The 26,575-nt window shown below is 65.6% G+C and carries 21 protein-coding genes; 8 read left to right on the top strand and 13 right to left on the bottom strand.

Annotation, left to right across the window (positions count from 1 at the left end; translation table 11 throughout):
* The first annotated feature begins 899 nt into the window (after window positions 1-899).
* The 4 genes from BRAD3257_RS12105 to BRAD3257_RS12090 all read left to right on the top strand — a co-directional run bounded on the left by BRAD3257_RS12105 (window position 900) and on the right by BRAD3257_RS12090 (window position 3,071).
* The gene (locus BRAD3257_RS12105; protein WP_122402019.1) at window positions 900-1,181 is read left to right on the top strand and encodes a hypothetical protein; all 282 of its coding nucleotides are present in this window, start codon (window positions 900-902) and stop codon (window positions 1,179-1,181) included.
* 108 nt (window positions 1,182-1,289) lie between these two features.
* Window positions 1,290-1,853, top strand: a complete 564-nt coding sequence (locus BRAD3257_RS12100; RefSeq protein WP_122402018.1) for a GNAT family N-acetyltransferase — start codon at window positions 1,290-1,292, stop codon at window positions 1,851-1,853.
* 263 nt (window positions 1,854-2,116) lie between these two features.
* Window positions 2,117-2,350: a hypothetical protein gene (locus BRAD3257_RS12095; RefSeq protein WP_122406510.1), complete on the top strand. Its 234-nt coding sequence runs from the start codon at window positions 2,117-2,119 to the stop codon at window positions 2,348-2,350.
* A 223-nt stretch (window positions 2,351-2,573) separates the two neighbouring features.
* Window positions 2,574-3,071 (top strand): GNAT family N-acetyltransferase, encoded by a 498-nt coding sequence (locus BRAD3257_RS12090; RefSeq protein WP_122402017.1) that lies wholly within the window; start codon window positions 2,574-2,576, stop codon window positions 3,069-3,071.
* 122 nt (window positions 3,072-3,193) lie between these two features.
* Here the strand turns inward: BRAD3257_RS12090 and BRAD3257_RS12085 are convergent, their stop codons facing one another.
* The 4 genes from BRAD3257_RS12085 to BRAD3257_RS12070 form a co-directional block, all read right to left on the bottom strand.
* On the bottom strand, window positions 3,194-3,436 hold the full coding sequence (locus BRAD3257_RS12085; RefSeq protein ID WP_122402016.1) for a hypothetical protein: 243 nt from the start codon (window positions 3,434-3,436) through the stop codon (window positions 3,194-3,196).
* Window positions 3,437-3,476: 40 nt separating this feature from the next.
* Window positions 3,477-4,601 carry a DUF2336 domain-containing protein gene (locus BRAD3257_RS12080; RefSeq protein WP_122406509.1) on the bottom strand — a complete coding sequence of 375 codons (1,125 nt, stop codon included), beginning with the start codon at window positions 4,599-4,601 and terminating at the stop codon, window positions 3,477-3,479.
* A gap of 239 nt (window positions 4,602-4,840) precedes the next feature.
* Window positions 4,841-8,494 carry an AsmA family protein gene (locus BRAD3257_RS12075; RefSeq protein ID WP_122402015.1) on the bottom strand — a complete coding sequence of 1,218 codons (3,654 nt, stop codon included), beginning with the start codon at window positions 8,492-8,494 and terminating at the stop codon, window positions 4,841-4,843.
* A 130-nt stretch (window positions 8,495-8,624) separates the two neighbouring features.
* Window positions 8,625-9,854 (bottom strand): cytochrome P450, encoded by a 1,230-nt coding sequence (locus tag BRAD3257_RS12070; protein WP_122402014.1) that lies wholly within the window; start codon window positions 9,852-9,854, stop codon window positions 8,625-8,627.
* 131 nt (window positions 9,855-9,985) lie between these two features.
* Here BRAD3257_RS12070 and BRAD3257_RS12065 point away from each other — a divergent pair, with 131 nt between their 5' ends.
* Window positions 9,986-10,597 carry a TetR/AcrR family transcriptional regulator gene (locus BRAD3257_RS12065; protein WP_122402013.1) on the top strand — a complete coding sequence of 204 codons (612 nt, stop codon included), beginning with the start codon at window positions 9,986-9,988 and terminating at the stop codon, window positions 10,595-10,597.
* A 334-nt stretch (window positions 10,598-10,931) separates the two neighbouring features.
* Here BRAD3257_RS12065 and BRAD3257_RS12055 read toward each other — a convergent pair whose 3' ends face one another.
* The 5 genes from BRAD3257_RS12055 to BRAD3257_RS12035 all read right to left on the bottom strand — a co-directional run bounded on the left by BRAD3257_RS12055 (window position 10,932) and on the right by BRAD3257_RS12035 (window position 17,675).
* Window positions 10,932-11,861 carry a helix-turn-helix transcriptional regulator gene (locus tag BRAD3257_RS12055; RefSeq protein WP_122402012.1) on the bottom strand — a complete coding sequence of 310 codons (930 nt, stop codon included), beginning with the start codon at window positions 11,859-11,861 and terminating at the stop codon, window positions 10,932-10,934.
* Between the two features lie 383 nt (window positions 11,862-12,244).
* The gene (locus BRAD3257_RS12050; protein ID WP_122402011.1) at window positions 12,245-13,540 is read right to left on the bottom strand and encodes an MFS transporter; all 1,296 of its coding nucleotides are present in this window, start codon (window positions 13,538-13,540) and stop codon (window positions 12,245-12,247) included.
* Between the two features lie 237 nt (window positions 13,541-13,777).
* Entirely contained in the window at window positions 13,778-14,755 is a 978-nt protein-coding gene (locus BRAD3257_RS12045; protein ID WP_122402010.1) for a hydroxyacid dehydrogenase, read from the bottom strand.
* Between the two features lie 12 nt (window positions 14,756-14,767).
* Complete coding sequence (locus tag BRAD3257_RS12040; RefSeq protein ID WP_162500561.1) at window positions 14,768-16,621, bottom strand: TRAP transporter large permease; 1,854 nt, start codon at window positions 16,619-16,621, stop codon at window positions 14,768-14,770.
* Between the two features lie 22 nt (window positions 16,622-16,643).
* Window positions 16,644-17,675: a TRAP transporter substrate-binding protein gene (locus BRAD3257_RS12035; RefSeq protein ID WP_122402009.1), complete on the bottom strand. Its 1,032-nt coding sequence runs from the start codon at window positions 17,673-17,675 to the stop codon at window positions 16,644-16,646.
* A 424-nt stretch (window positions 17,676-18,099) separates the two neighbouring features.
* Between BRAD3257_RS12035 and BRAD3257_RS12030 the strand changes: the two genes are divergently transcribed.
* Window positions 18,100-19,575 (top strand): caspase family protein, encoded by a 1,476-nt coding sequence (locus BRAD3257_RS12030; RefSeq protein ID WP_122406507.1) that lies wholly within the window; start codon window positions 18,100-18,102, stop codon window positions 19,573-19,575.
* Window positions 19,576-19,707: 132 nt separating this feature from the next.
* On the opposite strand, the gene BRAD3257_RS12025 is transcribed toward BRAD3257_RS12030, so the two are convergent.
* From BRAD3257_RS12025 to BRAD3257_RS12015, 3 genes are all read right to left on the bottom strand, one after another.
* Complete coding sequence (locus tag BRAD3257_RS12025) at window positions 19,708-20,073, bottom strand: hypothetical protein (RefSeq protein ID WP_122402008.1); 366 nt, start codon at window positions 20,071-20,073, stop codon at window positions 19,708-19,710.
* 32 nt (window positions 20,074-20,105) lie between these two features.
* Window positions 20,106-21,428, bottom strand: a complete 1,323-nt coding sequence (locus BRAD3257_RS12020; RefSeq protein WP_162500175.1) for a Spy/CpxP family protein refolding chaperone — start codon at window positions 21,426-21,428, stop codon at window positions 20,106-20,108.
* 99 nt (window positions 21,429-21,527) lie between these two features.
* On the bottom strand, window positions 21,528-22,952 hold the full coding sequence (locus tag BRAD3257_RS12015; RefSeq protein WP_122402006.1) for an FAD-binding oxidoreductase: 1,425 nt from the start codon (window positions 22,950-22,952) through the stop codon (window positions 21,528-21,530).
* Between the two features lie 83 nt (window positions 22,953-23,035).
* On the opposite strand from BRAD3257_RS12015, the gene BRAD3257_RS12010 reads away from it, so the two are divergent.
* Window positions 23,036-23,542, top strand: coding sequence for a thioesterase family protein (locus BRAD3257_RS12010; RefSeq protein ID WP_122402005.1), 507 nt, complete (start codon window positions 23,036-23,038; stop codon window positions 23,540-23,542).
* Window positions 23,543-23,598: 56 nt separating this feature from the next.
* Here the strand turns inward: BRAD3257_RS12010 and BRAD3257_RS12005 are convergent, their stop codons facing one another.
* Complete coding sequence (locus BRAD3257_RS12005) at window positions 23,599-23,772, bottom strand: DUF1328 domain-containing protein (RefSeq protein WP_008556598.1); 174 nt, start codon at window positions 23,770-23,772, stop codon at window positions 23,599-23,601.
* A 235-nt stretch (window positions 23,773-24,007) separates the two neighbouring features.
* On the opposite strand from BRAD3257_RS12005, the gene BRAD3257_RS12000 reads away from it, so the two are divergent.
* Window positions 24,008-26,575: an ATP-dependent helicase gene (locus tag BRAD3257_RS12000; protein ID WP_122402004.1), complete on the top strand. Its 2,568-nt coding sequence runs from the start codon at window positions 24,008-24,010 to the stop codon at window positions 26,573-26,575.

Genomic DNA, 26,575 nt, shown 5'->3' with positions numbered 1-26,575 from the left:
AAAACAAAAACTGCGAAAACAACCCCATGCACAGTAGACGGGGATTGTGAAATCAAGGGCTTACGCCTGTGCAAGGAACCATCCGGCCGTCGCCCGGATGGCGCGCCGCAAAACCCGGCATTTCCTCGCATAACGCATCGCTGGACCCCCTCCGCGCTCACATGACTTGATCCCGACGTACCTGTTGCTCCGTCGGGCGAAACACGGGCACCATGGCATGGTCGAACAATGACCTACGCCGTGCTGGAGATTTCTTCGCGCGCTTGATTTGAATCAAGCCGACTCTCGCAGCAAATCCAAGGATGACGCAAGGTCGTCGCAAGCTGGGCCCATTGTGGGGGCACGGAGCGACCGAGATGCCGTTGCTGGCGTGCTTCTGGAAGATCGGCGCAGCATTGCTCGCGCTCCTCTTCGGGGCGGACTTTTGTGTGCCCAAGGCGCCGTCACCGAGAGGACGGCCGTGGAGCGGCCGGCCATACGCATTCACTCGGACCGAAAATGGCCCGAGCGCGTGATCCTCGACACGACCTTGCCGGTGGTCGCTGCGAAGACATCCGTGCCTTCGATCACTGAGCCTGCACCCCGCGCCCCTGCGGAGCTGCCGGTCGTTCGAGCGGAGACAACCGCGGTTGCCAATGCACTTGCGATGGTGCGCGCGGACTCGCCGCCGCGCGAAGCCATCCAGCACAAGCGGCCGACTTGTCGCTGCGGTGCGGGCGCGACCGCCACGCTTGATGCAGATCAAATCGAACGGCTCGTCGAATTTGGGGTGAGGACGGCAATCGACGTCGCGGGGCGATACTCGCGATCCCGTCGGAACTGCGACCTTTGATTTTAGTCAATGGCGGAGGTCATCGGCCTGTCAGGCTAGCTCGTCGTCCTGCAAAGGGAGAGAGTACATGGCTGGACATGCCAAGCTGATCGGATTGTTCGTCACCGCCGCGCTGTTCACGGCAGCGCCCCTGTCGCTCCGCTACTCGCCGGCGGATGCACTCGCCGTATCCGTCGATACCGCCGAAGCCCGCGTCGGGCGTCCCCTGACGCCGATGAGCGTTGCAGGCGTCAACCGCAGGGTCCATCGGCGGGCGTATTACGGCGCGGCAGCGGCGGGAGCTGCGGCCTATGGGGCCTATGGCTATCGCCGGGCTTGCGGATATTACCCCTATCCGCCCTGCTATTGAGACGCGCGCGAGCGCATCAACAATCGATCCAATCAACCGGAGGCAACTTGAGCCGCCTCCGGTCTCGATACTTGGGCCGGTTGACCCGTCGGGAAAAATACTGGCAGGATGGCATCGTCGGCCTTCAAGCAGTCGGGATCGCAGCCAACCCAATCGCCATCAGAATTCATGGATCGCTTCAGCACGGAATGGCTGATCGCCGAGCGACTCCACGCAGATCATCTCCCGGACCTCGTCGTACGCATCTCGATGCCGAGGTGTCGCGTTATCTCGGCGGAGTGCGCTCGGCGGTGGCGGCGAAGACCTCTCGACGTCAACATGGCCCATTGGGACCAGCACGGCTTTGGCCTGTGGGCGCTCCGAACGAAAGACGGCGCGTTCGCCGGGCGATCGGGCATCAGGCACATCCTCGTGGATGACGTGGACGAGATCGAGATCGCCTATACGTTCAAGCGCGAATTCTGGGTGGCCGGACTTGCAAGCCAGATCGCGTCCGCGCTGACCGACATCGGGCTGGCGCAACTCGAGCTGCCATCCCTCGTCGGCCTCGTCTTCGTCGGCCATGTCGCATCCCGCCGCGTGTTGGAGAAGGCGAACTATGTTCTCGACGATTCATCACAGCGAGGACGTCGTGATCTATCGCATCAAACGCTGAGAACGCAGCAACCTTAGCATCGTAGGATGGCGACACAGTTGAAGGCCGACCGCTCTCACACATTCTGCCCCATATGCGACAGCCCGTTCAATGTCTCGTGTCATTGGGGACCAATTGGAACAGCGGGACTCGCCTAGCGCAGTTCCATCGGGCCTGCTTCGATGAAGTTCTTGAACGCAACCCACCTGAACAGCCATTCAAGAAAGTTTCCTGCCCGTTCCTGCAACAGACGATGGTGGCGATCGTTGACTCGCGACGGACGCAAACCAAGGAGGAACAGATGAAGAAGCTGACTTACGCTCTCGCAGCGCTAGCGACGCTTGCAATCGGTACCCCCACCATCGCCAACGCGGGCGGCTTCGGCGTCTATGTCGGCGGCGACAGGGACTATTATGACGGCCCCCGCGCGCGCGTATACGAGCATGACCGCGGCTGGCATCGTGGCTGGTACTATCACGACCGCGACTACGACCGCGGCGTCGTGATCCGTCGTTATCATCATTGGGACGATTAGTGCGAGCCACACGATCGAACAAGGGGCCCCGCTTCAGCGGGGCCTTTTTGTGTTTTCCTCTTTGTGTTTTGCGTCGGACGCAACGGCTTGGTTGGTCGGCCCGTTACCCCATCTACGGACTACGCCCGTTGACCCGTCGGGCAAAACAGGGGCATGATGCCATGATCAGCCCGCAGCGATAGCGGCATGAACGACCCGCCAACGGAAGCGGCGATCTGTCTCCATGAACCATTTCAGGACCGACCGACTCACCGCCGAGAGGCTGAACGAAAGTCACCTTGCCGATCTCGTCGCGCTCCATCTGGATCCCGAGGTGTCACGCTATCTCGGCGGCGTGCGTTCGGCGGAGACAACGAAGGCCTATCTCGCCACCAACATGGCCCATTGGGACCGGCACGGCTTCGGACTCTGGACACTGCAAACGAAAGATGGAGCCTTCGCCGGACGAGCGGGCCTCCGGCACATCCTCGTGGACGACATCGACGAGATCGAGATTCTCTACGCGTTCAAGCGCGAGTTCTGGGGCCGGGGATTTGCCAGCGAAACGGCGACCGCGCTGACGGACATCGGGCTGTCCCACCTGAAGCTGCCGTCCCTCATCGGCATCGTCAATGTCGCCAACGCTGCATCCCGCCGCGTGCTGGAAAGATCAAACTATCTCCTCGAGCGGAGCACGAACCGCAAAGGCGAGGACGTCGTGATCTATCGAAAGCGGCGATGAGCGAGACAACCGTCGGTCGTTGCGAGCGCGGCGAAGCAATCCAGACTGTCCCAGGCAAGGATTCTGGATTTGCTTCGTTTCACTCGCAATGACGGTCTTGGTGCGGTCGCGAGGGACGAGCCCTACCTGAAATACCCCAGCACCAGATCGACGTCCGAGCTGCGCGCTGCCGTGCCGTTCAGCTCGGCGTCGATGACGCGCCGGCAGGCGTCCACCGCGGCGTGGTCGCCGAGGTCGTTGGCGGCTTCGAGCACGAGCCAGGCGGCATCCACCGAGGCCTTGTCCGGAGCTGCGCCGCCGAGATCGGCCGTGACGGCATTGCCGAGATTCTTCTTGCGAACGGCGGTGCCGAATTGAGGCAACATTGCAGATACTCCCCTCTCGATTCCCGCTGAATGAACCCGCTCAGTGTATTTGCACCTCGGGCTGACGGCCCGTCGCGGTTTCGGCACCCGCGCCGGTCTTGCGCGACTGGTAGAACTTCAGGATGCTGCGCGAGGTCTCGATCTTGAGCCGGCCGAACTCACGCTCGTTGTCCTGGAGGTCGCGCGCCGTGATCAGGTGATCCTTGGCGCCGAGGAACAGGAGCGACATCGTCGTGTCCCAGGAGAAGTCGAGCGCCTTGCACAAAACCAGGATCATCTCGCGGTTGCGGTCCATCAGCGCGCGCTCGATCACGTCCACAGGCAGTGACGAGAGCAGCGACAGGCCGATCTGCACCTCGTCGAAACGGTGCTGACGCGCATAGTTCGAGATGGAGTCCTGATTGAGGTTGCCCTGCCGGTACTGGGTCGTGACCACGCGCTTGGCGACGAAATAGCTGCGCGAGGAAGGGCCGAACTTGGACTGGAGATCGCCGGTGACCCCGGTCACCGAGCTCTGGATCTGCGCCATCATCTCGGGCCGCTCGGTCTCGAGGCGGCGGCGGACGTCTTCCGACGCCTTCGCGATCAGCTGCTGGAAGATGTGGCGCGGCACGTCCTTGCGCAGGCCGAGCTGTTCGGCAAGGATCGAATCGCCCTCGGCGCGGCGGACCATGTGCAGCAGGCCAGATCCGGAGAAACGCGCCCCCTCGTTCTTGGCAACCGACGTCACGACCTCCTGGTTGCCGCGCTTGACCAGCACGTCGGTCACGGCCTCGCCGAGCGACTGGCGCTGGGAAATCGCGAGCAGATGCGCCTGGCCCTTGGTCATGGCGCTCTCGACCAGCATCTTCTCGTCGATACGCGTGGAGTCGCGCAGCACGGGGCCTGCGACCTCGATCTCGTCGTCGAGGGCGAGCTTTTCGATGACGTTGAGCGGGGCGTGATCGCACGCCGACATGACTTCGGAGAGCTGCGCGCGCGCAGCAACCTCGATCTCGTCGGCGAGCCGGCCGATGACCTCGCCGAACATGCTGATCTCATCGTCGCTGTAGCGGCCGGTGATCAGAATATCGGTCGCATGCCACAACGCCTTCGCCCTGCTTTCGTCGGTGCCGCGCGCGATCGCGTCGTCCAGATCCTGTAGAAGCGATTTCGCCCCGTTCATCTCGATCACCCCAGTTCTTGGTAGCCCTTTGGCACGCCGTCCCGCCGCTCGCGGCGAGACGCCAAATTCCTCTGGGAACCGACGCTAGAGATGAAACGCGAGAATTCAGTAAAATCGGCAAATCAGTTTTGCCGACGAAAATTCCTTCAAATGCGAGGGAATGGGTTAACCGGCGGGCAAGGTGCTTCACCTCTCCCGTAGCGAGAGGTGAATCGAGCCCAGCCGCCAACGCTGTCGCCTCACGGATTCTGCGGCGTCAGCACCAGCGGCGGCTTTGGCCTGGGCTTGGGAGGTGGCGGGCCGGGGGCAGGCTTCACGTCGATCGGCGGCGGCAGCGGCGCGGCCTGCTGGCTTGCGAGCGGCGGGCTCGTGACTGGAGGGCTTGTGAGTTGAGGGCTTGTGAGTTGATGGCTTGGCGCGGCGGGAGCGGCCTGCGGCGCCTTCGGCGTCGGCGCGGCCTTCGGCTTGGGCGGCGCGCGGCGCGGATCGCGGCCGGGCAGCGGCACATCCAGCAGCGGGGGCTCCGGATCGGGCGAGACCAGCGTCGGCAGCGCGGCGGTGGCCGGCGGCGGCTCGCCGCGCTCGATGGCATCGAGCCGCCGCGTCTCCCGATCGATCGTGCGCACCGCAAGCCATGACGACAGCGGCGCGAGGTCGATGGTGCGGCTCAGCTTGTCGGGAGGCCCTGCCGCGAACAGCTGGATCTCGGGCGGTGCGCCGGAGAGGCCGGTCATGATCGGCGTCAGGCTGGCGCGAATGTCGGCCTGGTCGGCGGGAATGTCGTAGCCGCCGGAGACGATGGCGCGGGCGTTCTTCGCTTCCAGCGGCGTCGCGCCGACGCGCAGGCGGCCGTCGCGGATCGTGAACGGAATCTGCGCCGAGGGCACCGCAATGGGACCCGCCGACAGCGCGGGCTCGACCAGCTGCCGCAGCCGGTTGTCGTCACTGACCTGGCCGCCGTCGCTGGCGCGGATGGCGATCTCGAAGGCACGGGGATTGAGGCCGGTGATCTCGGCGGACTCGAGCGTCACCGTGCCGTTGCCGGCGAGCGCACCGGTCAAGGCCGCGACGCTGCGGCCCTGGCTGGTCAGCGCCATCTGCACCGAGGCGCGCCCCTTGGGCAGCGCGAGGTCGCGATAGCGCAGCGCCGCCGCGTCGACATTGCTGAGCTCGATGCGCGCGTTCAGCGCAAGACCAGCCGCGCCATTGCGCGCGTCAAGGCTCGCGGACATCTCGCCGCCGCCGAGGCCGCCCTTGAGCGCATCGAGCGCGAGCGACTGGCTATCGCTCCGGATCACGCCGCCGAAGGGGCGCAGCTCGATGCCGCCGGGCAACGTTGCGCGCAACGCCTGGAAGGCGATGCGGCCGCGCCAGCCGCTGACGAGTCCTGCACTGAGCGGCTCGCCGGACTCATGTCCGGCCGCGCCGATGGCGATTCCGAGCGCCGGCGCCAGATCGAGCGAGTCGAGACCGACCTCGCCGTCGACGTTCTTGTCCTGATCGAGCGTCACCGCGAAACGCCCGCGCAGATGCGCGCCAGCCGCGCTGCCGTCGAGATCGTTGAAGGTGAGGCGGTTACCGGAGAGCGTGAGGCGCGAGGACAGGCTGACGCCCTGCATCGACTTGTCGGTCGTGCCGGTCCCGAACAGCGGCGCGAGGTTGACGTTGCGCACGCGCAAATTCACGCTGCCTTTGGGCTCCGACAGGTCGACGCTGCCCTGCGCGTCCGCATCAAGCCCGCCGCCGCTGAGCTTTGCGTTCAATTGCATTGGACGGTGCCAGGCGCCGCTCAGCCGGCCTTCGAATTGCGAAGCGCCCTCGCCCGCGGCCGCCATGCGATCGAGCCCGAGCAGCGCCAACAGCACGCCGGCCTGCGGCGCAGAAACTTTCGAGTCCAGCGTGAAGTCGCTGTTGCGCAGGCGGTCGAGGTCGAGGCCGCCGATGGCGGCGGCCGGTGTCTGCGCCACCAGCGTCGCCGTGGCCTTCAGCTGCGGTGCGTCGAGCTCGAGCGCGACGCGGGCATTGCTGCGATCCGTATGCTCGGCGTTCTTGTCGAGGCTGAGATCGAGCTTGATGCGGGTCGCGCCAGGCAATGACGGGAGGGCATCGAAGCGCGCGCGCACCGCGGGCGCGAACGGCTCGATCAGCGCGGTGAGCTCACGCAGCGAATTGGCCGAGGATTTCAGCGCGAGCTTGCCGGTGGCGTTGGTGCGGTCGAAGCTGCCGCTCGCCTCGGTGGTCACGCCGCCGGGCTGGCCGAAGCGCAACTGCTCCAGCGACAGCGATGCTGGGCTGTAAGCGAGCTTGGCTGCGAACGGCCGCAGCTCCTGGCCGGCGGAGACGGCGCGGCCGATATCGAGCGAGAGCTTTGCCTCCTCCGGCCATTCGCCCAGCGGGCCGGCGAGCGCACGCACGAAGCTCGCGGCGGCATCGAGATCGAGCCGGTCGGCCCTGAGCGCCGCATCGATCCCCGAGCCCTTGCTCGCGCCTGTCTGCACGAACGCGATGCGGCCTTCCACCGCCCCGCCGTCGATGTCGGCCTTCAGCCTGTCTATGGCGAAATGATTGGCGGCGATGGTCACGTCGCCGGCGAGGCGCAGCGGCCGCGTGCTGCGGCGGTTGATCTCGCTGCGGCCCTGCAGCCAGGCCACCAGCGTGTCGGGGTCTGAGGACTCGACGCTGAGCCGGCCGCTGAAACTGTCGGCGCCGGGAGCTGCGCCGTTGAGCGAGAGCTGCGTCATGCCGGGCGCGCGCAGCTCGAGCCGCCGGAAGGTCCAGGACCTGCCGTCGGTCGCAAGCTCGGTCGCGATGTTCTGGAGCGGACGGCCACCGAGCATGATCTGATCGGCATTGAACTCGATCTGCGCCGGGATCGGCACCTGCGGGATCGCCGCGAGCCCAGCGCGTAGCGCCGCCACGACGCGCTGCGGATCGGCATCGTCCTTGGCGGTCAGCCTGTCGGCATCGACCTGCCGCGCCGACAGCACCGCGCGCAGCAGCGGCGAGGCGCCAAACCTGAGATCGCCGACGCCGCCGAGCTTCAGCGCAGTGTCCTCCGTGCCGAAGCTCGCGTCGATCTGATCGAATTTCGCGCCGGCCGGATCGGCCTTGAGCCTGGTCGCGAGCTTCCAGGGCGTCGGCCCCACCTCGCCCGCCTTCTTGGTCGCGGGCACCGCGAGCGTCAGCGCGCCGTCGAATTTCGGCTGGCGGTTGTCGAAGGCGAGCACGCCTTCGAGATCGGCGAGGATGGCGCGCTCGCCGGGATCGATGTTGAGGTGGAGACGGGTCGCGCTGCCGTCGGCGCTGGGGCCGGAGGAGACGCGGAACGGGTAGCGCACTCCACGAGTCGTGAAACTGCCGTCGCCCCGCACCGAGCCTGCGAGCGAGCGCACGTCGCCGGAGAAGGCGATGTCGTTCAATTCCAGCGTCGAGCGGCTGGCGGCATCATGCAAGGCGATGCGGCCGCTGAGGTTCAGCCGCTCGATGGCGAGGGACGCCAGATTGAAGGTGCCGCTCGCGGTGGACGGCAAATCGACCCGCCCGCGCGCATCGAGGCCAACATCGACCGCCATGCCGCCCACGGAAAGCTCGGTGGCACGCCATTCGCCGCGCATCAGGGAGCCCAGGCTGAACTCGACGTCGAGCTTGTCGGCGCGCAGGCGGCCGAGATCGTTGTTGCCGCCGAAGGTGACGGCGCGCAGCCGCAGCGTCGGCGTCGGCAACAGCCGCGCGTCGAGCTCACCCCCCACCCGCACCGGCACGCCGATGATCTTGCCAGCCTCCGCCTCGAACTGGGGCCTGAACTGGTTCCAGTCGATGTAGTAAGGCCCGATCAACGCTGCCAGCAGCGCAATGATGAAGGCAATCGCCAATCCGAGCAGCGTCGTCTGCACGGGTCTCCCCTCGGCCAAACCGGCCCGGGCCGAACCTGAGGGCCTCAGGAGCGCCGGAACAGCCCCTTATATAAGGGGAAGTGTGGCGAAGTCACAGCGACTGTTGCACGCGGAGGTTAACGCGCGGCCCTCACCAGCTCGCCGGCAGGCGCTTCAGCCCGCGCAGCACGAAGGTCGGCCGCCATTCCGGGTTTTCGACGTCATCGATGCGCAAGTCCGGAAGCCGCCGGAGCAGCGTGGCGATGGCGATCTCGGCCTCGATGCGCGCCAGCTGGGCACCCAGGCAGAAATGGATGCCGCCGCCGAACGACAGCGGCTTGACGTTCGTCCGCGTGACATCCAGCCGGTCGGGCCGATCAGGGTAGACCGCGGGATCGCGGTTGGCCGAGCCGAGCAGGCACAGCACGGTCTCGCCCTTGGGAATCTTCACGCCGCCGAGATCGTCGATGTCCTCCAGCGTGACGCGCCCGGTCATCTGCACCGAGGAATCGTAGCGCAGGAATTCCTCGATCGCACCTTCGATCAGCTCCGGCCGCGCCTTGAGCAGCGCAAGCTGATCCGGATTGCGGTGGAGCGCGAGCAGGCCGTTGCCGATCAGGTTGACCGTGGTCTCATGGCCGGCGCCGAACAGGAGGATGATGTTGGCGGTCAGCTCCTCGTTGGTGAGCTTGTGGCCGTCCTCCTCGGCCTGCACCAGCTGGGTGATGAGATCGTCGCCGGGACTGCGGCGGCGCAGCTCGAACAGCTGCTGGAAATACATCTGGGCCATCAGGTTGCCGGCGTTGCCTTGGCTGATTTCCTCCGGAGACAGGGGCACAGGGTCGAGCAGCCGCCCGCCGTCGCGCGAGCTCTTGTAGAACACCTCGCGATGTTCCTCGGGGATGCCGAGCATGTCGCAGATGATGGTGACAGGCAGGCGGAAGGCGAAATCCTCGATCAGGTCCATGTGGCCGCGATCAATCACGGCATCGATGGCCTGGTCGACGATCTCCTGGATCCGCCGCCGCATGTCTTCGACGCGGCGGGCGGTGAAGGCCTTGACCACGAGGCCGCGCAGGCGGGTGTGGTCCGGCGGATCGGCTTGCAGCATCCAGTAGCTCATGCTGCGAAACACCGGCTCCTTCATGATCTCAGGACCGTAGCGGCGCGTGGTGCGCTCGACGAAATCCTTGCCGAAGCGCTTGTCGCGCAACACGAGACTCACTTCGGCGTGGCGGCTGGCGACGAACTGGCCGAACGGCGTCACATGGATCGGATCGATCGTGCGCAGCCGTTCATAGTGCGGATAAGGATCGCGGATGAAATCCGGCGCGAGCGGGTTGAACAGCGGTCCGCCGGCGGGTTGCACGTGCTCGTTCATGGTGACCTCAGATCGGTTGCCGCATGACACGAATACGCAAGGCTGCCCTCAATCGCCCGGCGTAACCATCCCTGAAATTATCAACTCGATACATTGTTGTATCGAGTTGCAGTCTGCCCTAATCTGCGCCGATGTCAAGGGTGAGAACCAGACCGACCAGGGACGACACGCGCGACAAGCTGTTCGAAGCGGCCGCCCGCGTGTTTGAAGAAGACGGCATCGGCGGCGCCAGCATCGAGGCGATCGCGGCGGCGGCGGGCTTTACCCGCGGCGCGTTCTATTCGAACTTCAAGAGCAAGGACGAACTGATCATCGCCATGCTCGAGGACCACGTCGAGCAGTCGATCCGGCGCAACCTGGACATCCTCGCGCAGCACGACAATCTCGACGACTTCATCGCGGCGCTGAAGGCGATGGATCGCAGCCGACAGGATCCACTCGGCCGCTCGCCCCTCCTCCACATGGAGATGATCCTGTTCGTCGCGCGCGCCGAGAAGCGCCGGCCCGAACTGGCCAAACGCCTGCGGGCGCGACGCAAGCTGGTCGCCGACATCGTCGAGGCGACATTGAAGAGCAACGCGCGCAACGACAATCTGAATCCGCCCTGGATCGCCTCCGTCGTGCTCGCGCTGGAGGATGGCTTTCGCCTGCACCGGCTGATCGATCCGGAGACGACGCCGGCCGACAGTTTTCTGCGCGCCATCACGGATCTCAGGCGCAGGACGGGGCTGGCTTCCGCCTAGCAGGCGGGCTGCGGGATTTGTCGCAGGATCGGACAAGGCATGCTCGCTTTGGGAAAGACGCTTCGATCCGCGCCGCGCCACAAACAAGACCCCATCGTTCGAAGCCAGGGTTCCGTCCTGCCAGAGTTCCCGAGCGGCGCAGCCACGCCGACATCCCTTGTCGAGGCCCAGCGGCGATCGTGATAACAGGCGCTGAATCAAACGAGGCGTGCGACGCGGCTCTGTTCAATCCAGCCAACCTTGCCGAAGGCATCGGCCATCCGCCGGACGAGATGTTTGCGGCGCGGCGCGCTGCCTACGCCATCTCCCGGACCGGGCGCCGCTGAGCGGAAGCTCAGGTTTCGCTGTCCAGCGCGCCCTGCGCCTCACGGCGCCACATTCCCGGGCTGATGCCGACCACCGAGGAAAACACGCGCGTGAAGTGGCTTTGATTGGCGAACCCGGCCGATATCGCAATCTCCGCCAGCGACAGCTCGCGCACCCTCATCAATTGCTTGGCCGTGTCCACGCGCTGACGCAGCAGCCATTGGTGCGGCGGCAGGCCGGTGGAGACGCGAAATGCGCGGGAAAAATGACTGACGGAGAGATCGAACTCGGCTGCGATCTTCTCCAGCGAGAGCTTGCCGCGGAGATCGGACTCCAGCCTTTCACAAGCTCGCTTCACCTGCCAGGCGGCAAGGCCGCCGCGCGCCGGCTCGGCGGCGCGCCGCAAACCGCCATAGGTCGTCGCGACATGTGCGGTGAGCGCAAGCATCATGTGGTCGATGAAGAGCTGGTTGGCCTCTTCAGGCTGCCGCAACGCCGCCAGGAACGATGCGCCGAGATGGCGGACCGTCACATCGTCATGGCCGACGCCGGGCCGATAGGCGAGCTCACCGATGCGCCGTGCGCCGGCTTGCCTCGCCGTGTCGTCCAACGCCGACCGGGGCAGATGGAAGAACAGGGAATGGAAAGGCTTGTCGATCACGTAGCGCGGATCACGTTTCAGATCGTACAGATAGGTGGCGCCTGCGCGGATATCGCTCTTGACCACGCATCGGCCGCGCTCCCAGCACTCGCAATCGGCGAAATCGCGGAATTTGAGGCTGACGAGATAGGCGTCCTCCGCGGGCATCGACTCGGAAAGACGCGTCATGGGATGATCATCGCGGGTTTCGGTGACGGCGAGCTCGGCGCTGCGCAGCGAACGCGTGACCAGCGTCGGCGGCGCATCCTTCAAATGCAAAAATCGTTCGAGCTTCTGCGCGAAGGCGCCCTGTGCCATGGGATGCATCTCTTATCTGAGGAGATTGGGGAGCGCAGCGCCACCGCCAAATCAGATTCAAATATCCGACATCGGCAAACGACGGTCCAGACCTGCGCGTTGGAACCGTAGCCGTGTGACTGCTGCCGCATCCCTTGTCACAAGGCGTTTTCACAAGAGATTTCAACGGATCTCGCGGGATCTCCGTTCAATGCTTCGACAGCTCGTCGTCTGTCGATCGTGCGTTTGTGAAAGCGCGTCGGCGTCTACGTGGACCGAATGCCGGCCAGCGGTGAATTTCCCCGACGCCCGAGCGTGAGCATCGAGCGCCGGGTTCGCCGTGAGCGTGGACTTCTTGCTGGTGCTATGCCGATGACTTCATTGCATCTTGATGCGCACGCAACCTATTCGGATCCTGCTTCGAGCTCGTGCAGCCGGCCGGCCACGGCCCGCACCTTGCGCGGCGCGGCCTGCCAGATCGCGAACGCCGACAATCCGCTCACGACCATTGCGACGGCGAAAGCCAGCGTGTAGTCACCGGCGCGATCATAGAGGAAGCCCGTCACCCACGGTCCGGCCGCACCACCCGCCAGCGCCGCCAGCATGATCGTGCCGAAGATGCTGCCCTGGTGCCTGCCCTGGAAAATCTCGAACACCACCGCGCCCATGATCGAGGTGAGGCCGTAGCCGAGCGCGCCTTGCGTGAACACCATGAGATAAACCAGCCAGAACGAAGATTGATACTTCAGCGCGATCAGCGCAGCGAAGCAGACGACAAAGCCTGCGCAGCTGATCGCCCAGACCCATTCCCGGCCAATGCGATCGGAGACATGCCCCAGCGCGATCTGGCCGGGAATGCCGAGCAGGCTGACGATGCCGAGTGCCCACACCGCAACGCTGGGACTGAAGCCGATGTCGAGCAGGAATTTGGTCTGGTGCACCTGCACCGCGTACCAGATGTAAAGGCCGCAGAAATAGCCGAGCGCGATCCACCAGAAACGCGCGGTCGTGACGGCGCGTTGCAGCGTCCATTCGGTGCCGGCCCAGACCGGATCGACGATGTTGGAGACGGATTTCGTCGCGCCTGCGGCCGGCGCGGCATCGCCGTCCGGCTGAAGGCCGATGTCCTCGGGGCGCTTGCGCAGCAGCAGATTGATCGGCGCCAGCGCGATCAGGACGAGCAGTCCCATCGCCGTGCAGGCGGTGCGCCAGCCGGTCTGTTCGATCATGTGCTGCACCCACGGCAGCAGCGTCACCGAGCCGATGCCGACGCCGGCGAAAGCGATACCGATGGCGAAGCCGCGCTTGCGGATGAACCAGTTCGGCAGAAACAGCGACTGGCCGGAATAACCGAGACAGACGCTGCCGGCGCCGACCATGACGCCGATGGTCACATAGAGATGCCACGGCTGGCTGGTCAGCGGTGCGAGCAGCAGCCCGCCGCCCATCAGCACGACGCCGAGCTCCATCACCGCGCGCGGACCAGCGCGATCCATCAGGCGGCCGATCAGCGGGCTGACCACGCCCGACACCACGAAGCCGAAGGAGAAGGCGCCCGCGGTGACGCCGCGCTCCCAGCCGAATTCGGAGATGATCGGCGGAAAGAACAATGAAAAGGCGGTGCGCGCGTTGACGCCGATGGCCATGGTGACGAAGGTCACGGCGACCACGACCCAGCCGTAGAAGAACGGAAGCCGCATGGTGTGCTTATTTCATCCCTAGACGGTACTCTCGGACCATCTTGGGATATTGCGGTCAAGCGCTTTTCGCGCATGCCCGCTGCGCGACGTGACGTCAAAGTTTGGGCGCCAAAGCTTGCACAACGTCATGGCCGGGCCTGACCCGGCCATCCACGCCTTGCCCCAGCACAGAGAACGTTGGCGTCAATTTGTCGCCAATCCAGTTCAGAAGGACGGGACGTTCAAGGCGGTGGCAGCTCAGGGCCGGCGCGTCCAGCGCTCGGCGTTGACGGCGCCTTGCGGCACCTCGCCCCGCACGATCGCTTCCACCTGCCGCACGGTTTCGAGCGACTGGTATTCGATGGCCTGCGGCGTCAGTCCGCCGACATGCGGGGTGGCGATGACGTTGGGAAGCCTCGCCAGCTCGGGTGTCGGCATCTGGTCGGGAGCGCGGCCGACATCCATCGCCGCGCCGGCGATGCGGTTTTCGCGCAGAGCGCGGGCCAGCGCCGCTTCGTCGACGAGATTGCCACGGGAGAGATTGATGAAGACGGCATGCTTCTGCATGCGTGCCAGCGCCGCTTCGCCGATCAGGTTCTCGGTCTGCTCGTTGGCGATAGCGAGGCAGACGACATAGTCCGATGCGGCGAGCAGCTCGTCGAGGCCGACTTGCCGGATTGCGCTGTCGCGGACGGCCGCAAAGGGATCGGAGACCAGCACCTCCATGCGCAGCACCTTTGCGATCTCGGCGAGATAGCGCCCGATACTGCCATAGCCGATGATGCCGATCCGGCTGCCGGCGAGCTGGCGGCCCATCCGCGCCTCGGGCTTTCGCCCGGCCCGATAGTCCGCCGTGGCCCGCGACACGCCGCGGGAGAGGTCGACCATGAAGCCGAGCGCGAGCTCGGCCACCGCTTGCACGAAGCCGGGACCGGCGCGGGTCACGAGCACGCCAGCTTGTGAAGCCGCGTCCACGTCGACGTTGCGGATGTCGACGGCGCAGCGGACGAACGCGCGTAGGCGCGGCAGTTGCGCAAAGATCTCGCCGCGTCCTTCCGTCATGCGATCGGCGACGATGATGTCGACGTCTTTGGCGGCGCGCACGAGGCCGGTTGCGTCCAGCGGATCATCGCCCTCGTGCAGGACCACCTCGGCGGCCGCGCGCAGGCCGTTCAGGCTACGATCGCCGTAATAATTGCGCCGCATCTCCGGGGTGTGCGCGAGCAGGACCTTCACGACAAAACTCCTTCAGTAGCCGAATGCCCGCGGCAGCGCGGTCGAGAGCCATGGCACGAAGGCGATGACGAGCAGGCAGAGGAACAGCAGGCCGAGATAGCCCATGATCGGCTTCACCGTCTGCTCGATCGACACGTTGCCGATCAGGCAGGCGCCGTAGAGGCCGAGCCCGAGAGGAGGCGCGAACAGGCCGATGCCCATGGCGATGACGAGAACGACACCGAAATGCAGGGGATCGACGCCGAGCTGCACGGCGACCGGCAGCAGCAGCGGCCCGAAGATGATCAGCGCGGCCGCGCCCTCCAGCACCGACCCCATCACGATCAGCACGGCGATCGCGAGCAGGATGAACAGCCAGACGCCCGAGGTCTTCGACAATCCCAGCATGAAATCGCCGACCGCGTGCGGCACCTGCTGCAAGGTCAGCGTGAACGCGAGCGACTGCGCGGCAGCGACGATGAACAGCACGAGACCCGCGCGCGTCGCCGCCTGGACGAAGCTATGCGCGGCCGATTTGAAGCCGAGCTCGCGGAACACGGCGCTGCCGACGACCAGCGCATAGGCCACGGCGAAGGCCGATATCTCGGTCGCGGTGGCGAAGCCGGTCTTGAAGCCGAAGAAGATCATGAAGATCAGGCCGAACGCGGCGATCGCACCGCTCCAGAGCCCGGACACCGGCGCCTGTGGCGCAACGTCCTCGGCCTCCGCCGGCCGCTTGCCGAACATGATGGACACCGCGATCAGGACCAGCGCCATCAGCGCCGCCGGCAGCAGCCCGGCCATGAACAGGCCGCCGATCGACAGGTTCGCCACGAAGCCGAGAATGATCAGGTTGATGCAGGGCGGGATGGTCTCCGCCATCACCGCGGAGGCCGCCAGCAGCGCCACCGCGCCGCCGGGGTTCTGCCTGGAACGGCGCGCCGCCGGGATCAGCACCGAGCCGACCGCGGCGACATCCGCCATCTTGGAGCCTGATATTCCCGAGAACAGCACCATCGAGGCCACCATCACGACGTTGAGGCCGCCGCGCATACGCCCTACCGCGCGCTGCAGCAGCTCGATCAGCCGCAACGACATGCCGTTGGCTTCCATGAGATAGCCGACGAGGATGAAGAAGGGAATCGCGAGCAGCACGAAATTGTCGATGCCGCGCGCCATCTGCTGGGCGAAGATGACGCCGGGCAGCGCGCCCTCGACCCAGATGAAGATCAGCGCGGCGAGCGCCAGCGCGAAGCCGATCGGCAAACCGCCGAACAGGGTTGCAAAGAAGCCGATCAGCATCAATGTGCCCGCCGACGGCACCGAGGCTGGCGACAGATAGTCCCAGGCGAGATAGAGGCCGGTCACGACGATGATCGCAGCCAGGCCCCTGAAAATGTCTGGGAACGGCCGCGCGCAGAGATGATCGATTGCGAACACCGTCATGAACAGCGCGCCGATGCCCATCGGATAAAAGGTCAGCTCCAGCGGCAGGCCGGAACCGGTGGTCTGGCCGGCGGTGAGCGAACCCAGCTTGATGGCGTTATAGGCGACGTAGCCGGAGATCAGCACGATCAGCAGCGCGCTGGCGGCATCGACCAGCGTCTGCAGCCGCAGCGGCAAGAGATCACGGAAGAAGGAGACGCCGACATTCTCGCCGCGCGCGAGTGCGCTCGCCGCACCGAAGAAGGCCGAGCCGACCATCAATCCGCGCGCGACGTCGTCGGACCATTCGACCGGTGCGTTGAAGAAGAAGCGCAGCAGCACGGAGGCGCACACCACGACGAGATCGGCGGCCAGCAGGACGGCCGCGATCGCATCGCTGACGCGAAGCAGCAGGGTGATGCTTCCGTGGCGGCCGTCCGAGACGGGCACGGCGGCCGACATTGCCACGTCGGATTTGGTCATCTCAGGCTTGCGTCGCGCGGATGATGTCGATGACGGCCTTGGACTCCGGCCGCGCCTTGATGAAGTTCTCGGTCTGCGGTGCGACGCGCTTCTTGAAGGCCTCGCGGTCGCATTCGGCCGCCGTCACGCCTCTCTCGGCCAAGGCCGCGAGCGCCTCCTTCTCGACTGCGAGTCCATGGGCACGGGTGTCTGCTGCGGCCTTCTTTGCAGCATCGAGAAAGCCCTCGCGCAGCTTCGGATCCATGCGGTTGTAGGTCATGTCGCTGAAGTAGATCGCGAGCGGCGAGAAATTGTGCTGCGTCAGCGCGTAGAATTTCGCGGTCTCGAAGAACTTGCTGGCGAGGATCGTCGGCGGATCGTGCTCCAGGCCATCCAGTACGCCGGCCTGCAACGCCGTGTAGATTTCGCCGAACGCCAGCGGCGTGGCGGCCGCGCCCATCAGGCGCAGACATTCGGTGATGACGGGATTTGGCAGGGTGCGGATCTTGAGCCCGGCGAGATCCTCCGGCGTCTTCACCGCCTTCTTCGCCAGCACGCTGCGCGAGCCGAAATTATACGCCCAGGCGATGATGCGGATGTTGCCGCCCCTAAGCAGCGCGTCCTCGATCGGCTTGGCGGCGCCGGCGTCGAACGCCTTGGTCTGCTGCGGGAAGCTCGAGAACAGGAAGCCGAGATCGAAGGTGCCGACCAGCGGCACCAGATTGGCCGAGATCGACGAGCCCGACACCATGAGGTCGATGACACCGAGCTTCACCGAATTGATGACGTCGATCTCCTGGCCGAGTTGGTTGTCGGGAAAAAAGGCGACCTCGACTTGCTCGCCCAGCCCGTTCGCCTTCAGGTTTTTGACGAGATTGTCATAGTAGACGCGGCCGTTGGCATATTTGGGATCGTTCGGCAGCGACGAGGAGCATTTCAGCTTCAGGGTCGCAGCTTGGGCGCGCCCGATGATGGCGGGAGAGAGCACGAGGCCGGCGGTGACCGCCGCCGATGACTTGATGAACGCGCGACGGTTCACGGGCACGATGGTCATGGTGCGGTCTCTCCCCGATTCTTTTTGTTCGCTGCGGTCGTTGCCGCAGGCTGTTGCGGGACTGTATGGTCAAAGCGACGGCACAGGCAAGCGTGGCGGCTAGCCGTCGCGGAGCAGTGCGTGGTGATCATCGGCAGTGCGGCCACACGGTGAAACGAGGGGATTTTTCCGGAAATCATCGCTGAGGATCGGCTTGCCGGCCGATGTCCGAGCAGGACGCCGTCGCGCACGTTGGGTATCGATCCAATTGGAGCATGGATCGATGCGCAATTCACATGGATTGCCCCGAAACGATGCTGCGCCTTCGGCAGACTCCCTGCCCCATTTTGCCGCGGCCCCTGCGTGATCCAGCGCACAGACGGCTTCATGGCGCAGACCTACAAAAAGTGACATCATCGTGCGCATTGCCGATGGAGGTGACATCATGCGCCATCCAGTCCTTTGCAATTTGTTCCTTGCCTCCGGTCTTCTCGCACTCGCCCAATTGATGACGCCAACGGAGGCCGCCGCGGAAGCGCGGCTTGCACTGGTGATCGGCCAATCCGCCTATCGCACCGTGCCGGAACTGCCCAACGCCGCCAATGACTCCAAGGCGATGACGGAACTGCTTGGCAGTGCCGGCTTCACCGTCACCACGGCCGCCAACCTGGCGCAGACCGAGATGCGCGCGGCGATCTCGGACTTCGCAGGCAAGGTCGGCGCCAGCGGCGCCGACACCGTCGCGCTGGTGTTCTATGCCGGCCACGCGCTGCAGATCGACGGCGAGAACTATCTGGTGCCCGTCGACCTCGACCCCAAGCGCGAGGCCGACATTCCGCTCCAGGGCGTGCGGCTGAACGATCTGCTCAACACGCTCGGCGCACTGCCGACGCGGGCGCGCATCTTCATGCTCGATGCCTGCCGCAACAACCCGTTCCCCGCACTCAGCGGCGCCGGCCACGGCCTTGCGATCGTCGACACCAAGGCCGGCGCGCCCGGCTCCTTCATCTCCTATTCGACCTCGCCCGGCGCCGAGGCCGAGGACGGCAACGGCATCGACAGCCCCTACACCACTGCTGCGTTGAGCATCGCCAAGCAGCCCAATCTGCCGATCGAGGAAGTCTTCAAGCGCATCCGCGTCGCCGTGGCGCAATCGACCGACGGCCGGCAGATCCCCTGGGAGAGCTCGTCACTGACCACCGACTTCAAGTTCTTCGGCGACAGCAGCGGCAGTCAGCCTGCTATTCCCGGCGCATCCGCGATGGCGTTCACCAGCGGCACGCGCAGCGTCGCGGACTGGCGCAAGGATTTGCAGGGCAAGGATGCCAAGGCCGCCTATGAGCTCGTGATCGCGGATGACACCGTCGAAGCGTATCAGGCCTATATCGAGCTCTACGCGCAGGCTTCCTACACGCCGCGCCTGCGCACGGTGCTGGAGCGCCGGCGCCAGATGCTGGCCTGGGAGCGCGCGGTCGCCATCAACACCCGCGCCTCGTTCGAGGCTTACCTCGCGAACTGGGACAACAGCGATCTCGCGGCAACCGCGCGCCGGCTGCTGCTGCGCGTGCAGAACCGCAACTATGCCTTGCCGGTTGCCGCCGCGGCGACGCCTGTCGCGGTCGCGATGGCTCCGACCTGTCCGTGCTCGGCGCCCACGACACCGGCGACGCCGGTCAACCCGGCGGTCGCGCCCGTCATCAAGAAGCGCGTCGACGACACGCCGCCGAAGCGCAAGGTGGTCGAGACGCCACCCAAGCGACGACCGCCGTCCGACCAGGTGGTCTACGAGCGCGCGCCGCCGCCGGATCGCGGTCCGCCGCCCGAGGCTGTCATGCAAGGCATCGGCATCGGTGTTGGTATCGGCCTCGGCATGGGAATGGGCGGCCGCGGCGGAGACTATCACGATCGCGGCCGGTACTGAGGGTACCACCCGCGCGGACCTTGCCGTCGATGGCCGGCGACGAACTCTCGTAGCCCCGGACGCAGCGCAGCAACGCCACGCGTTGCAGCGCGTCCGGGACACGGATCCCAAAGTATTCGTGGCCCTGCACTTTCACTGCACCAATGTCGGATGATCCCGCGCTAACGCCTCCCGGATCCAGGCCGCCTGGATTGCACGTGAGAGGATCTGTGCGGTCTTGATGTCCTCAGCCTTCATGCAGAGGTCGACGATGCGGCGGACCGCATCGTCGCGCATCAGATCGTCGGCGATCTTCATCGCGATTTCCATCGCGACACGGGCCGCCCGTTCGTAGCGCTCGCGCTTGCCGGTCTGCGCGGAACCTGCGACAGCTTCGGCGCTCGCCCCCGCCGCCTGGCAGATGTTGCGAATTCGCGCGACCGCGTCGATGTCGCCGACAGGTCCCTCGACCGGCTCATCCCAGATGTCGGCCGGCTGCCGCGTTGCGAACCACTTCATTGTCCCACCCTTGATTTGATTGCTCGCGACGTTCAGGACATGCGACGCGACCCGATCGCCTCGAACTGCGCCTTCTGCTCGTCGCTCAGCGTGGCATAGAAATCGTCGAGCGCCGCGCGCACCGACTTGATCCCGTCCAGCATGACATCGAGGCGCTTGCGGATCGCGGCCATGCGGGCGGGCGGTGTCATCACATCATTGGGCTCGCAGGCCGCCTTGAGCGATGCGCTGACTTTGGCGCTGGTGTCCTGGAGCACCTGGAGCGCCGCGCGCTGAGTATCGTTGGGCCGAACTCTTTCCTCGATCGTGGCGCCGGGCCAATCGAACGCGGCGGACACGCTGCAATTCTGTACCGGCGATCCGCTCGCATTGTTCGATGCCGTGGCACGACGCTGATCCTCGGCCAGCGCGTTGAAACGTGCCTTCTGCTCGTCGTTAAGCGAACCATAGAACGTCTCGAGCGCGGGCTGGACCAGATCGACCCCCTTCTCCATCGCCTCGACACGCTGCTGCATCGCCGCGAGCCGGCCCGGCGCAGTCGCTGCGGCCTGGGTCGGACAGGACGCACGGATCAGCGCTGCCGCGTCGATCGAGGCGTTGCCGAGCGCATCGAGAGCGGCGCCCTGCGCATCCGTCGGCTGCACCGCGGCTGCAATCTGATCGATCGGCACACCGACGATGGCACGGCGATCGCTGCCGCAGAGCTGATCGAGCGGCGCGCTGCGCGCCCGCCGTCGTCCCTGCGGCTGCTGCGGCAGATAGGCCGACAGGCGATCATAACCGTAGGGGCCGAAAATGCCGGCATAGATGTCCGGATAGCCGTAGCCCCAGAAGCCGAGCCCGTCGCCCCAGATCGTGTAATCGTAGAGGTCGTTATAGGCGAACGGCCAGAACAGCGGTCCGACCCAGCCATAGCCGCCGCCCGCATGCTGCCACCATCCACTGCTCGCGCCGCTCCAGCCAGCGAGCGCGGCTGCCGCTGCGATCTGTGCGCGGGCCGCCGGATTGCTGATCAGCCGCCCGTTCCGGAATGCGCTGGCGTTCAGGGCCTTGCGGAAGTTCGCCGGCCGTATGGCGGCATTTCGGATCTGACCGAAATTCGGGCCGCCACGCCGGGCGCCGGTTGTGAACCGCATTCCACGATAATGCCCGCCGCCGTGCGCGTGCCCGCCGGCATGCCCACGGAAATGGCCGCCGCCGTGATGCCCACCGCCGTGCCCGCCGCCATGCCCACCGCCATGTCCGCCGCCATGGCCGCCGCCATGTCCGCCACCATGTCCGCCCTTGGCCAGCGCCGCACCCGCCAGCATGCAGGCAAAGGCCACCGCGGCAATTCGAATGACCGGTCGCACCATCGCACCCTCCCGCGCACAGCCTGCCATTGAGGCATCGGAACTTGGCGGGAATTGGAACCGGGAAGAATGCCTAAAGTTCCCGGGTCGTGCGGCGCGGTGCTACGCCTCCGGCACGATCTTGCCGGGGTTGAAGATGTTGAGCGGATCAAGCGCCTTCTTCAGCGCCCGCATCGCATCGAGCGCCTCGGGGCCGAGCTCGGCCTTGAGATATTTCTGCTTGCCCTGGCCAATGCCGTGCTCGCCGGTGCAGGTGCCGTCCATCGCCTGCGCGCGTTCGACCAGGCGATGCATGAACTCCTCGCCGCGCGCCATCTCGGCGGCATCGTTGGTGTCGCAAACCAGCGAACAGTGGAAATTGCCGTCACCGACATGGCCGACGATCGGCGACAGCAAATTGAGGCGCTTGAGATCCTCCTCGGTCTCGCTGACACAATCGGCGAGCCGCGAGATCGGCACGCAGACGTCGGTCGCAACCACGCCGATGCTGTCGCCGGGCCGCAGCGCCTTCACTGACCAGTATGCGTCGTGCCGCGCCTGCCACAGTTTTGTGCGGTCCTCCGGCTTGGTGGTCCAGGAGAAATCGCCGCCGCCGCATTCCTTCGCGATCTCGCCGAACGCCTTGGACTGCTCGGCGACCTCGATCTCGCTACCGTGGAATTCCAGCAGCAGCAGCGGCGTCTCGGGCAGCGTCAGCTTCGAGTACGCGTTGCAGGCCTTCACCTGTGCGGCATTGAGCAGCTCGATGCGCGCCACGGGAATGCCGGTCTGGATCGCCAGGATCACCGCCTGACAGGCGCCGTGCACGGTCTCGAACGACACCGCGCCGGCCGCGATGGTCTCGGGGATACCGCGCAGGCGAATGGTGAGTTCCGAGATGATGCCGAGCGTGCCCTCGGCGCCGACGAACAGATGGGTCAGATCGTAGCCGGCGGAAGACTTCTTCGCGCGCGTGCCTGTGGTGATGATCTCGCCATCGCCGCGTACCACCTTCAGTGCCAGCACGCTGTCGCGCATGGTGCCGTAGCGCACCGCATTGGTGCCGGAGGCGCGGGTCGAGGCCATGCCGCCGAGCGAAGCATCCGCGCCGGGATCGATCGGGAAGAACAGGCCCTGGTCGCGCAGATGCTCGTTCAGCGCCTTGCGAGTGACGCCGGGCTGGATCACGCAGTCGAGGTCCTCGGCATGCACCGCGAGCACCTTGTTCATGTCGCGCAGGTCGATCGAGATGCCGCCGGCGGGCGCGTTGACCTGGCCTTCGAGCGAGGTGCCGGTGCCGAAGGGAATGACGGGCACGCGATGTTTCGCGCAGATCCGCACCACATCCTGGATGTCGGCAGTTTCCTGCGCCATCACCACGCCATCCGGCGGCTGGTTAGGGATCCATGTGGTGGTATGGCCGTGCTGCTCGCGCACGGCCTGCGAGGTGATGAGGCGGTTGCCGAAACGTGCGGCAAGCTGCTCCAGCGCGCTTGCGAGGGCTTTCGGCTCCGGCCGCGGCGGATTATTGGTGATGGTCGTACCCACGGAATTCCTCCCGACAGAAGAACCGTGGCAAAGGACATAAAACCGGTCAAGTCAAGCGACCGGACGCATAGCTGGAAGGAACAATGCCGGAGACCGCCGCCTCAGCACCCAAAGCCGAGCCGTTTCGCACCTCGATCATGCAGATCGAGCCGCAGTGGATCGACTATAACGGCCATCTCAACATGGCCTACTACAATGTGATGTTCGACCGCGCGATCGACCAGCTCTGGCTCGAGCTCGGGATCGGGCCGACTTACATGAAGGAGCGAGGCGGCTCGACCTTCACCGCCGAATGCCACGTCCGGTACTTGCGCGAGATCCACCTCGGCGATCCCGTGCAGATTTTCGTCTGGCTGCTGGAGGCCGACGACAAGCGGCTGCACACATTCGAGGAGATGCGGCACGCAACCGAAGGCTGGTTGTCGGCAACATCCGAGAACATGTCGCTGCACATGGACATGACCGCGCGACGTGTTGCGCCATTTCCGTCCGATATCCGCGAGCGCATCGCTGCGGTCACAAAGGCCCACAGCGCCGTGCCGCGGCCTGAGGGCATCGGCCGAAGCGTGGCGATGCCGTCGAAGCGGTGACACCTAGCCCGCGTCGTAGTTCACCTCTCCCCGACGGGGAGAGGTGAAGATAGCCGCTATATCCTGTTGCGGCCGCGGGCGAGGCCGACCACGGCCGAGACCAGGAACAGGACAACTGCGATGAAGAAAATGATCTTGGCGATCTCGATCGAAGCGCCGGCGATGCCGCCAAAGCCCAGGATGCCGGCGATCAGTGCGATAACCAGGAACGTCACAACCCAGCCAAGCATGGTCAAACCCTCGTCTTGATGTCGTCTGCGTCGACGCGGCTCGCCGCGCCACCTGCCTGACAATCTCGACGCCGGAACGATAGTTCCGGCCCAGGCGGGAGCGAAATTCGCGCCCCGTGCTGGAACAAATCGGCCTGCCACGCACGTGGAAAACCCTTCCTGGCGCCCCCATATAGGCACCAATCCCTGTTAAGAAGGCTCCCTTCCGTCACCCCGCGGTGCCATCGTGGGGCCAATGATTCGCATGACCGAGCCGAGCAAGATCACAGGCGTACCCGACCACCAGCCCGCAGCCGGCGGCATCGCCGCGCGTGCGCGCGCCTCGGTGGGCCCGAAATACCTTTCCGGGCTCAATCCGGAGCAGCGCGAGGCGGTGGAGACGCTGGACGGCCCGGTCCTGGTGCTGGCCGGCGCCGGCACCGGCAAGACGCGCGTCTTGACCACGCGCATCGCCCATATCCTGAGCCAGGGCCGCGCCCGCCCTTCCGAGATCCTGTCGGTGACCTTCACCAACAAGGCCGCGCGCGAGATGAAGCACCGGCTCGGCCAGATGCTCGGCCACGCCGTCGAGGGCATGCCGTGGCTCGGCACCTTCCACTCCATCGGCGGCCGCATCCTCCGCACCCATGCCGAGCTGGCGCAGCTCAAGTCGAACTTCACCGTGCTCGATGTCGACGACCAGGTCCGGCTGCTCAAGCAGCTGCTCCAGGCCGAGAACATCGACGAAAAACGCTGGCCCGCGCGGATGCTGGCCGGCCTGATCGACGGCTGGAAGAACCGCGGCCTGATGCCGTCGCAGGTGCCCGCGGGCGAGGCCGCAATGTTCGCCAACGGCAAAGGCGGCAAGCTCTATGCGAGCTACCAGGAGCGGCTGAAGATTTTGAACGCGGCCGATTTCGGCGATCTCCTGCTGGAGAACATCCGTATCTTCCGCGAGCACCCCGACATTCTCAGGCAGTACCAGCAGCGCTTCAAATTCATCCTGGTCGACGAGTACCAGGACACCAACGTCGCGCAATATTTGTGGCTGCGTCTGCTGTCGCAGGCGCCGGCGGCGCGGCCTTCGCAACATGCCGTCATTCCGGGGCAGGCCGAAGGCCCGAACGCGGAATCTGGAGATGAGTCATCAGTTCGAGATTCCGGGTCTGCGCCTTCGGCGCATCCCGGAATGACGGTGGCTGCCGCGCCCCACACCAAGAACATCTGCTGCGTCGGTGACGACGACCAGTCGATCTATGGCTGGCGCGGTGCCGAGGTCGACAACATCCTGCGCTTCGAGCACGATTTCCCCGGCGCCAAGGTCATTCGCCTCGAGCGCAATTACCGCTCGACCGGCCACATCCTCGCCGCCGCCTCGCATCTGATCGCGCACAACGAAGGCCGGCTCGGCAAGACGCTGCGCACTGAGGACCAGGACGGCGAGAAGGTCACGGTCACGGGCTCCTGGGATTCGGAAGAGGAAGCGCGCGGCATTGGCGAGGAGATCGAGCAGCTGCAGCGCCAGGGCGAGAAGCTCAACGAGATCGCGATCCTGGTGCGCGCCTCTTACCAGATGCGCGAGTTCGAAGACCGTTTCGTCACGCTCGGCCTGCCCTACCGCGTCATCGGCGGCCCCCGCTTCTACGAGCGCGCCGAGATCCGCGACGCGCTGGCCTATTTGCGCGTCATCAATTCGCCGGCCGACGATCTCGCCTTCGAGCGCATCGTCAACACGCCCAAGCGGGGCTTGGGCGATGCCACCGTGCAGATGCTGCACGACCACGCCCGCAAGCGCCGCATCCCCTTGTTCGAGGCGGCGCGCGCGGTGGTCGAGACCGACGAGCTGAAGCCGAAGGCGCGCGGCTCGCTTCGCGATCTCATCAGCCAGTTAGACCGCTGGCGCGCCCAGCGCGAGGTCACCGCGCATACCGACCTCGCCCAGATCGTGCTCGACGAGAGCGGCTATACCGAGATGTGGCAGAAGGACCGTTCGGCGGACGCCGCGGGCCGGCTGGAGAACCTGAAAGAGCTCGTGCGCTCGATGGAGGAGTTCGAGAACCTGCAAGGATTCCTGGAGCACATCTCCCTGGTGATGGACCGCGAGGGCGGCGCCGAGGACGATGCCGTGTCGCTGATGACGCTGCATTCGGCCAAGGGGCTCGAATTCGACAACGTGTTCCTGCCGGGCTGGGAGGAAGGGCTATTCCCGAGCCAGCGCACGCTGGACGAACAGGGCCGCGCCGGCCTGGAAGAAGAGCGCCGGCTCGGCCATGTCGGTCTGACCCGGGCGCGCCGCCGCGCAAAGATCTACTTTGCGACCAACCGCCGAATCCATGGCACCTGGTCGACCACGATTCCATCGCGCTTCCTCGATGAATTGCCCGCGGCCAATGTCGAGATCACGGAATCCAAGGGCGGCTCGGCCTGGGGCGGCACCGGCGGCTACGGCGCCTCGCGCTTCGACGACATGGAGGCGTTCGGCTCCAGCTACACGACGCCGGGCTGGCAGCGCGCGCAGGCCAACCGCAACCGCGGCGGCGGACGCGGCGGCTTCGAGGAAGAAGCTGCGACGTTCTCATCCTCCTCATCGGCCGGCCCCGATTTCGGCAGCTTCTCCTCGCGCCGCCGCGGGCCCCTGACGATCGAGGGCGAGCTGGTGGCCAAGTCGACCGGCACCACCTCGGAATTCTCGTTGTCCGATCGCGTCTTCCACCAGAAATTCGGCTACGGCCGTGTCACCAAGATCGACGGCAACAAGCTCACCATCGCCTTCGACAAGGCCGGCGAGAAGAAGGTCGTGGACAGCTTTGTGCAAAGGGCGTGA

It is taken from the genome of Bradyrhizobium vignae (assembly GCF_900324035.1).
GTDB lineage: Bacteria > Pseudomonadota > Alphaproteobacteria > Rhizobiales > Xanthobacteraceae > Bradyrhizobium > Bradyrhizobium vignae.
This window is presented reverse-complemented; position numbering and strand designations above follow the sequence as displayed.

Bases quoted from the DNA above. Each gene is read 5' to 3' on its own strand.
- BRAD3257_RS12090 (WP_122402017.1), top strand. From the start codon at position 2,574: ATGAACCATTTCAGGACCGACCGACTCACCGCCGAGAGGCTGAACGAA.
- BRAD3257_RS12020 (WP_162500175.1), bottom strand. From the start codon at position 21,428: ATGGTGCGACCGGTCATTCGAATTGCCGCGGTGGCCTTTGCCTGCATG.
- BRAD3257_RS12025 (WP_122402008.1), bottom strand. From the start codon at position 20,073: ATGAAGTGGTTCGCAACGCGGCAGCCGGCCGACATCTGGGATGAGCCG.
- BRAD3257_RS12010 (WP_122402005.1), top strand. From the start codon at position 23,036: ATGCCGGAGACCGCCGCCTCAGCACCCAAAGCCGAGCCGTTTCGCACC.
- BRAD3257_RS12105 (WP_122402019.1), top strand. From the start codon at position 900: ATGGCTGGACATGCCAAGCTGATCGGATTGTTCGTCACCGCCGCGCTG.
- BRAD3257_RS12100 (WP_122402018.1), top strand. From the start codon at position 1,290: ATGGCATCGTCGGCCTTCAAGCAGTCGGGATCGCAGCCAACCCAATCG.
- BRAD3257_RS12000 (WP_122402004.1), top strand. From the start codon at position 24,008: ATGATTCGCATGACCGAGCCGAGCAAGATCACAGGCGTACCCGACCAC.
- BRAD3257_RS12095 (WP_122406510.1), top strand. From the start codon at position 2,117: ATGAAGAAGCTGACTTACGCTCTCGCAGCGCTAGCGACGCTTGCAATC.
- BRAD3257_RS12035 (WP_122402009.1), bottom strand. From the start codon at position 17,675: ATGACCATCGTGCCCGTGAACCGTCGCGCGTTCATCAAGTCATCGGCG.
- BRAD3257_RS12005 (WP_008556598.1), bottom strand. From the start codon at position 23,772: ATGCTTGGCTGGGTTGTGACGTTCCTGGTTATCGCACTGATCGCCGGC.
- BRAD3257_RS12040 (WP_162500561.1), bottom strand. From the start codon at position 16,621: ATGTCGGCCGCCGTGCCCGTCTCGGACGGCCGCCACGGAAGCATCACC.
- BRAD3257_RS12030 (WP_122406507.1), top strand. From the start codon at position 18,100: ATGCGCCATCCAGTCCTTTGCAATTTGTTCCTTGCCTCCGGTCTTCTC.
- BRAD3257_RS12070 (WP_122402014.1), bottom strand. From the start codon at position 9,854: ATGAACGAGCACGTGCAACCCGCCGGCGGACCGCTGTTCAACCCGCTC.
- BRAD3257_RS12080 (WP_122406509.1), bottom strand. From the start codon at position 4,601: ATGAACGGGGCGAAATCGCTTCTACAGGATCTGGACGACGCGATCGCG.
- BRAD3257_RS12065 (WP_122402013.1), top strand. From the start codon at position 9,986: ATGTCAAGGGTGAGAACCAGACCGACCAGGGACGACACGCGCGACAAG.
- BRAD3257_RS12085 (WP_122402016.1), bottom strand. From the start codon at position 3,436: ATGTTGCCTCAATTCGGCACCGCCGTTCGCAAGAAGAATCTCGGCAAT.
- BRAD3257_RS12050 (WP_122402011.1), bottom strand. From the start codon at position 13,540: ATGCGGCTTCCGTTCTTCTACGGCTGGGTCGTGGTCGCCGTGACCTTC.
- BRAD3257_RS12055 (WP_122402012.1), bottom strand. From the start codon at position 11,861: ATGGCACAGGGCGCCTTCGCGCAGAAGCTCGAACGATTTTTGCATTTG.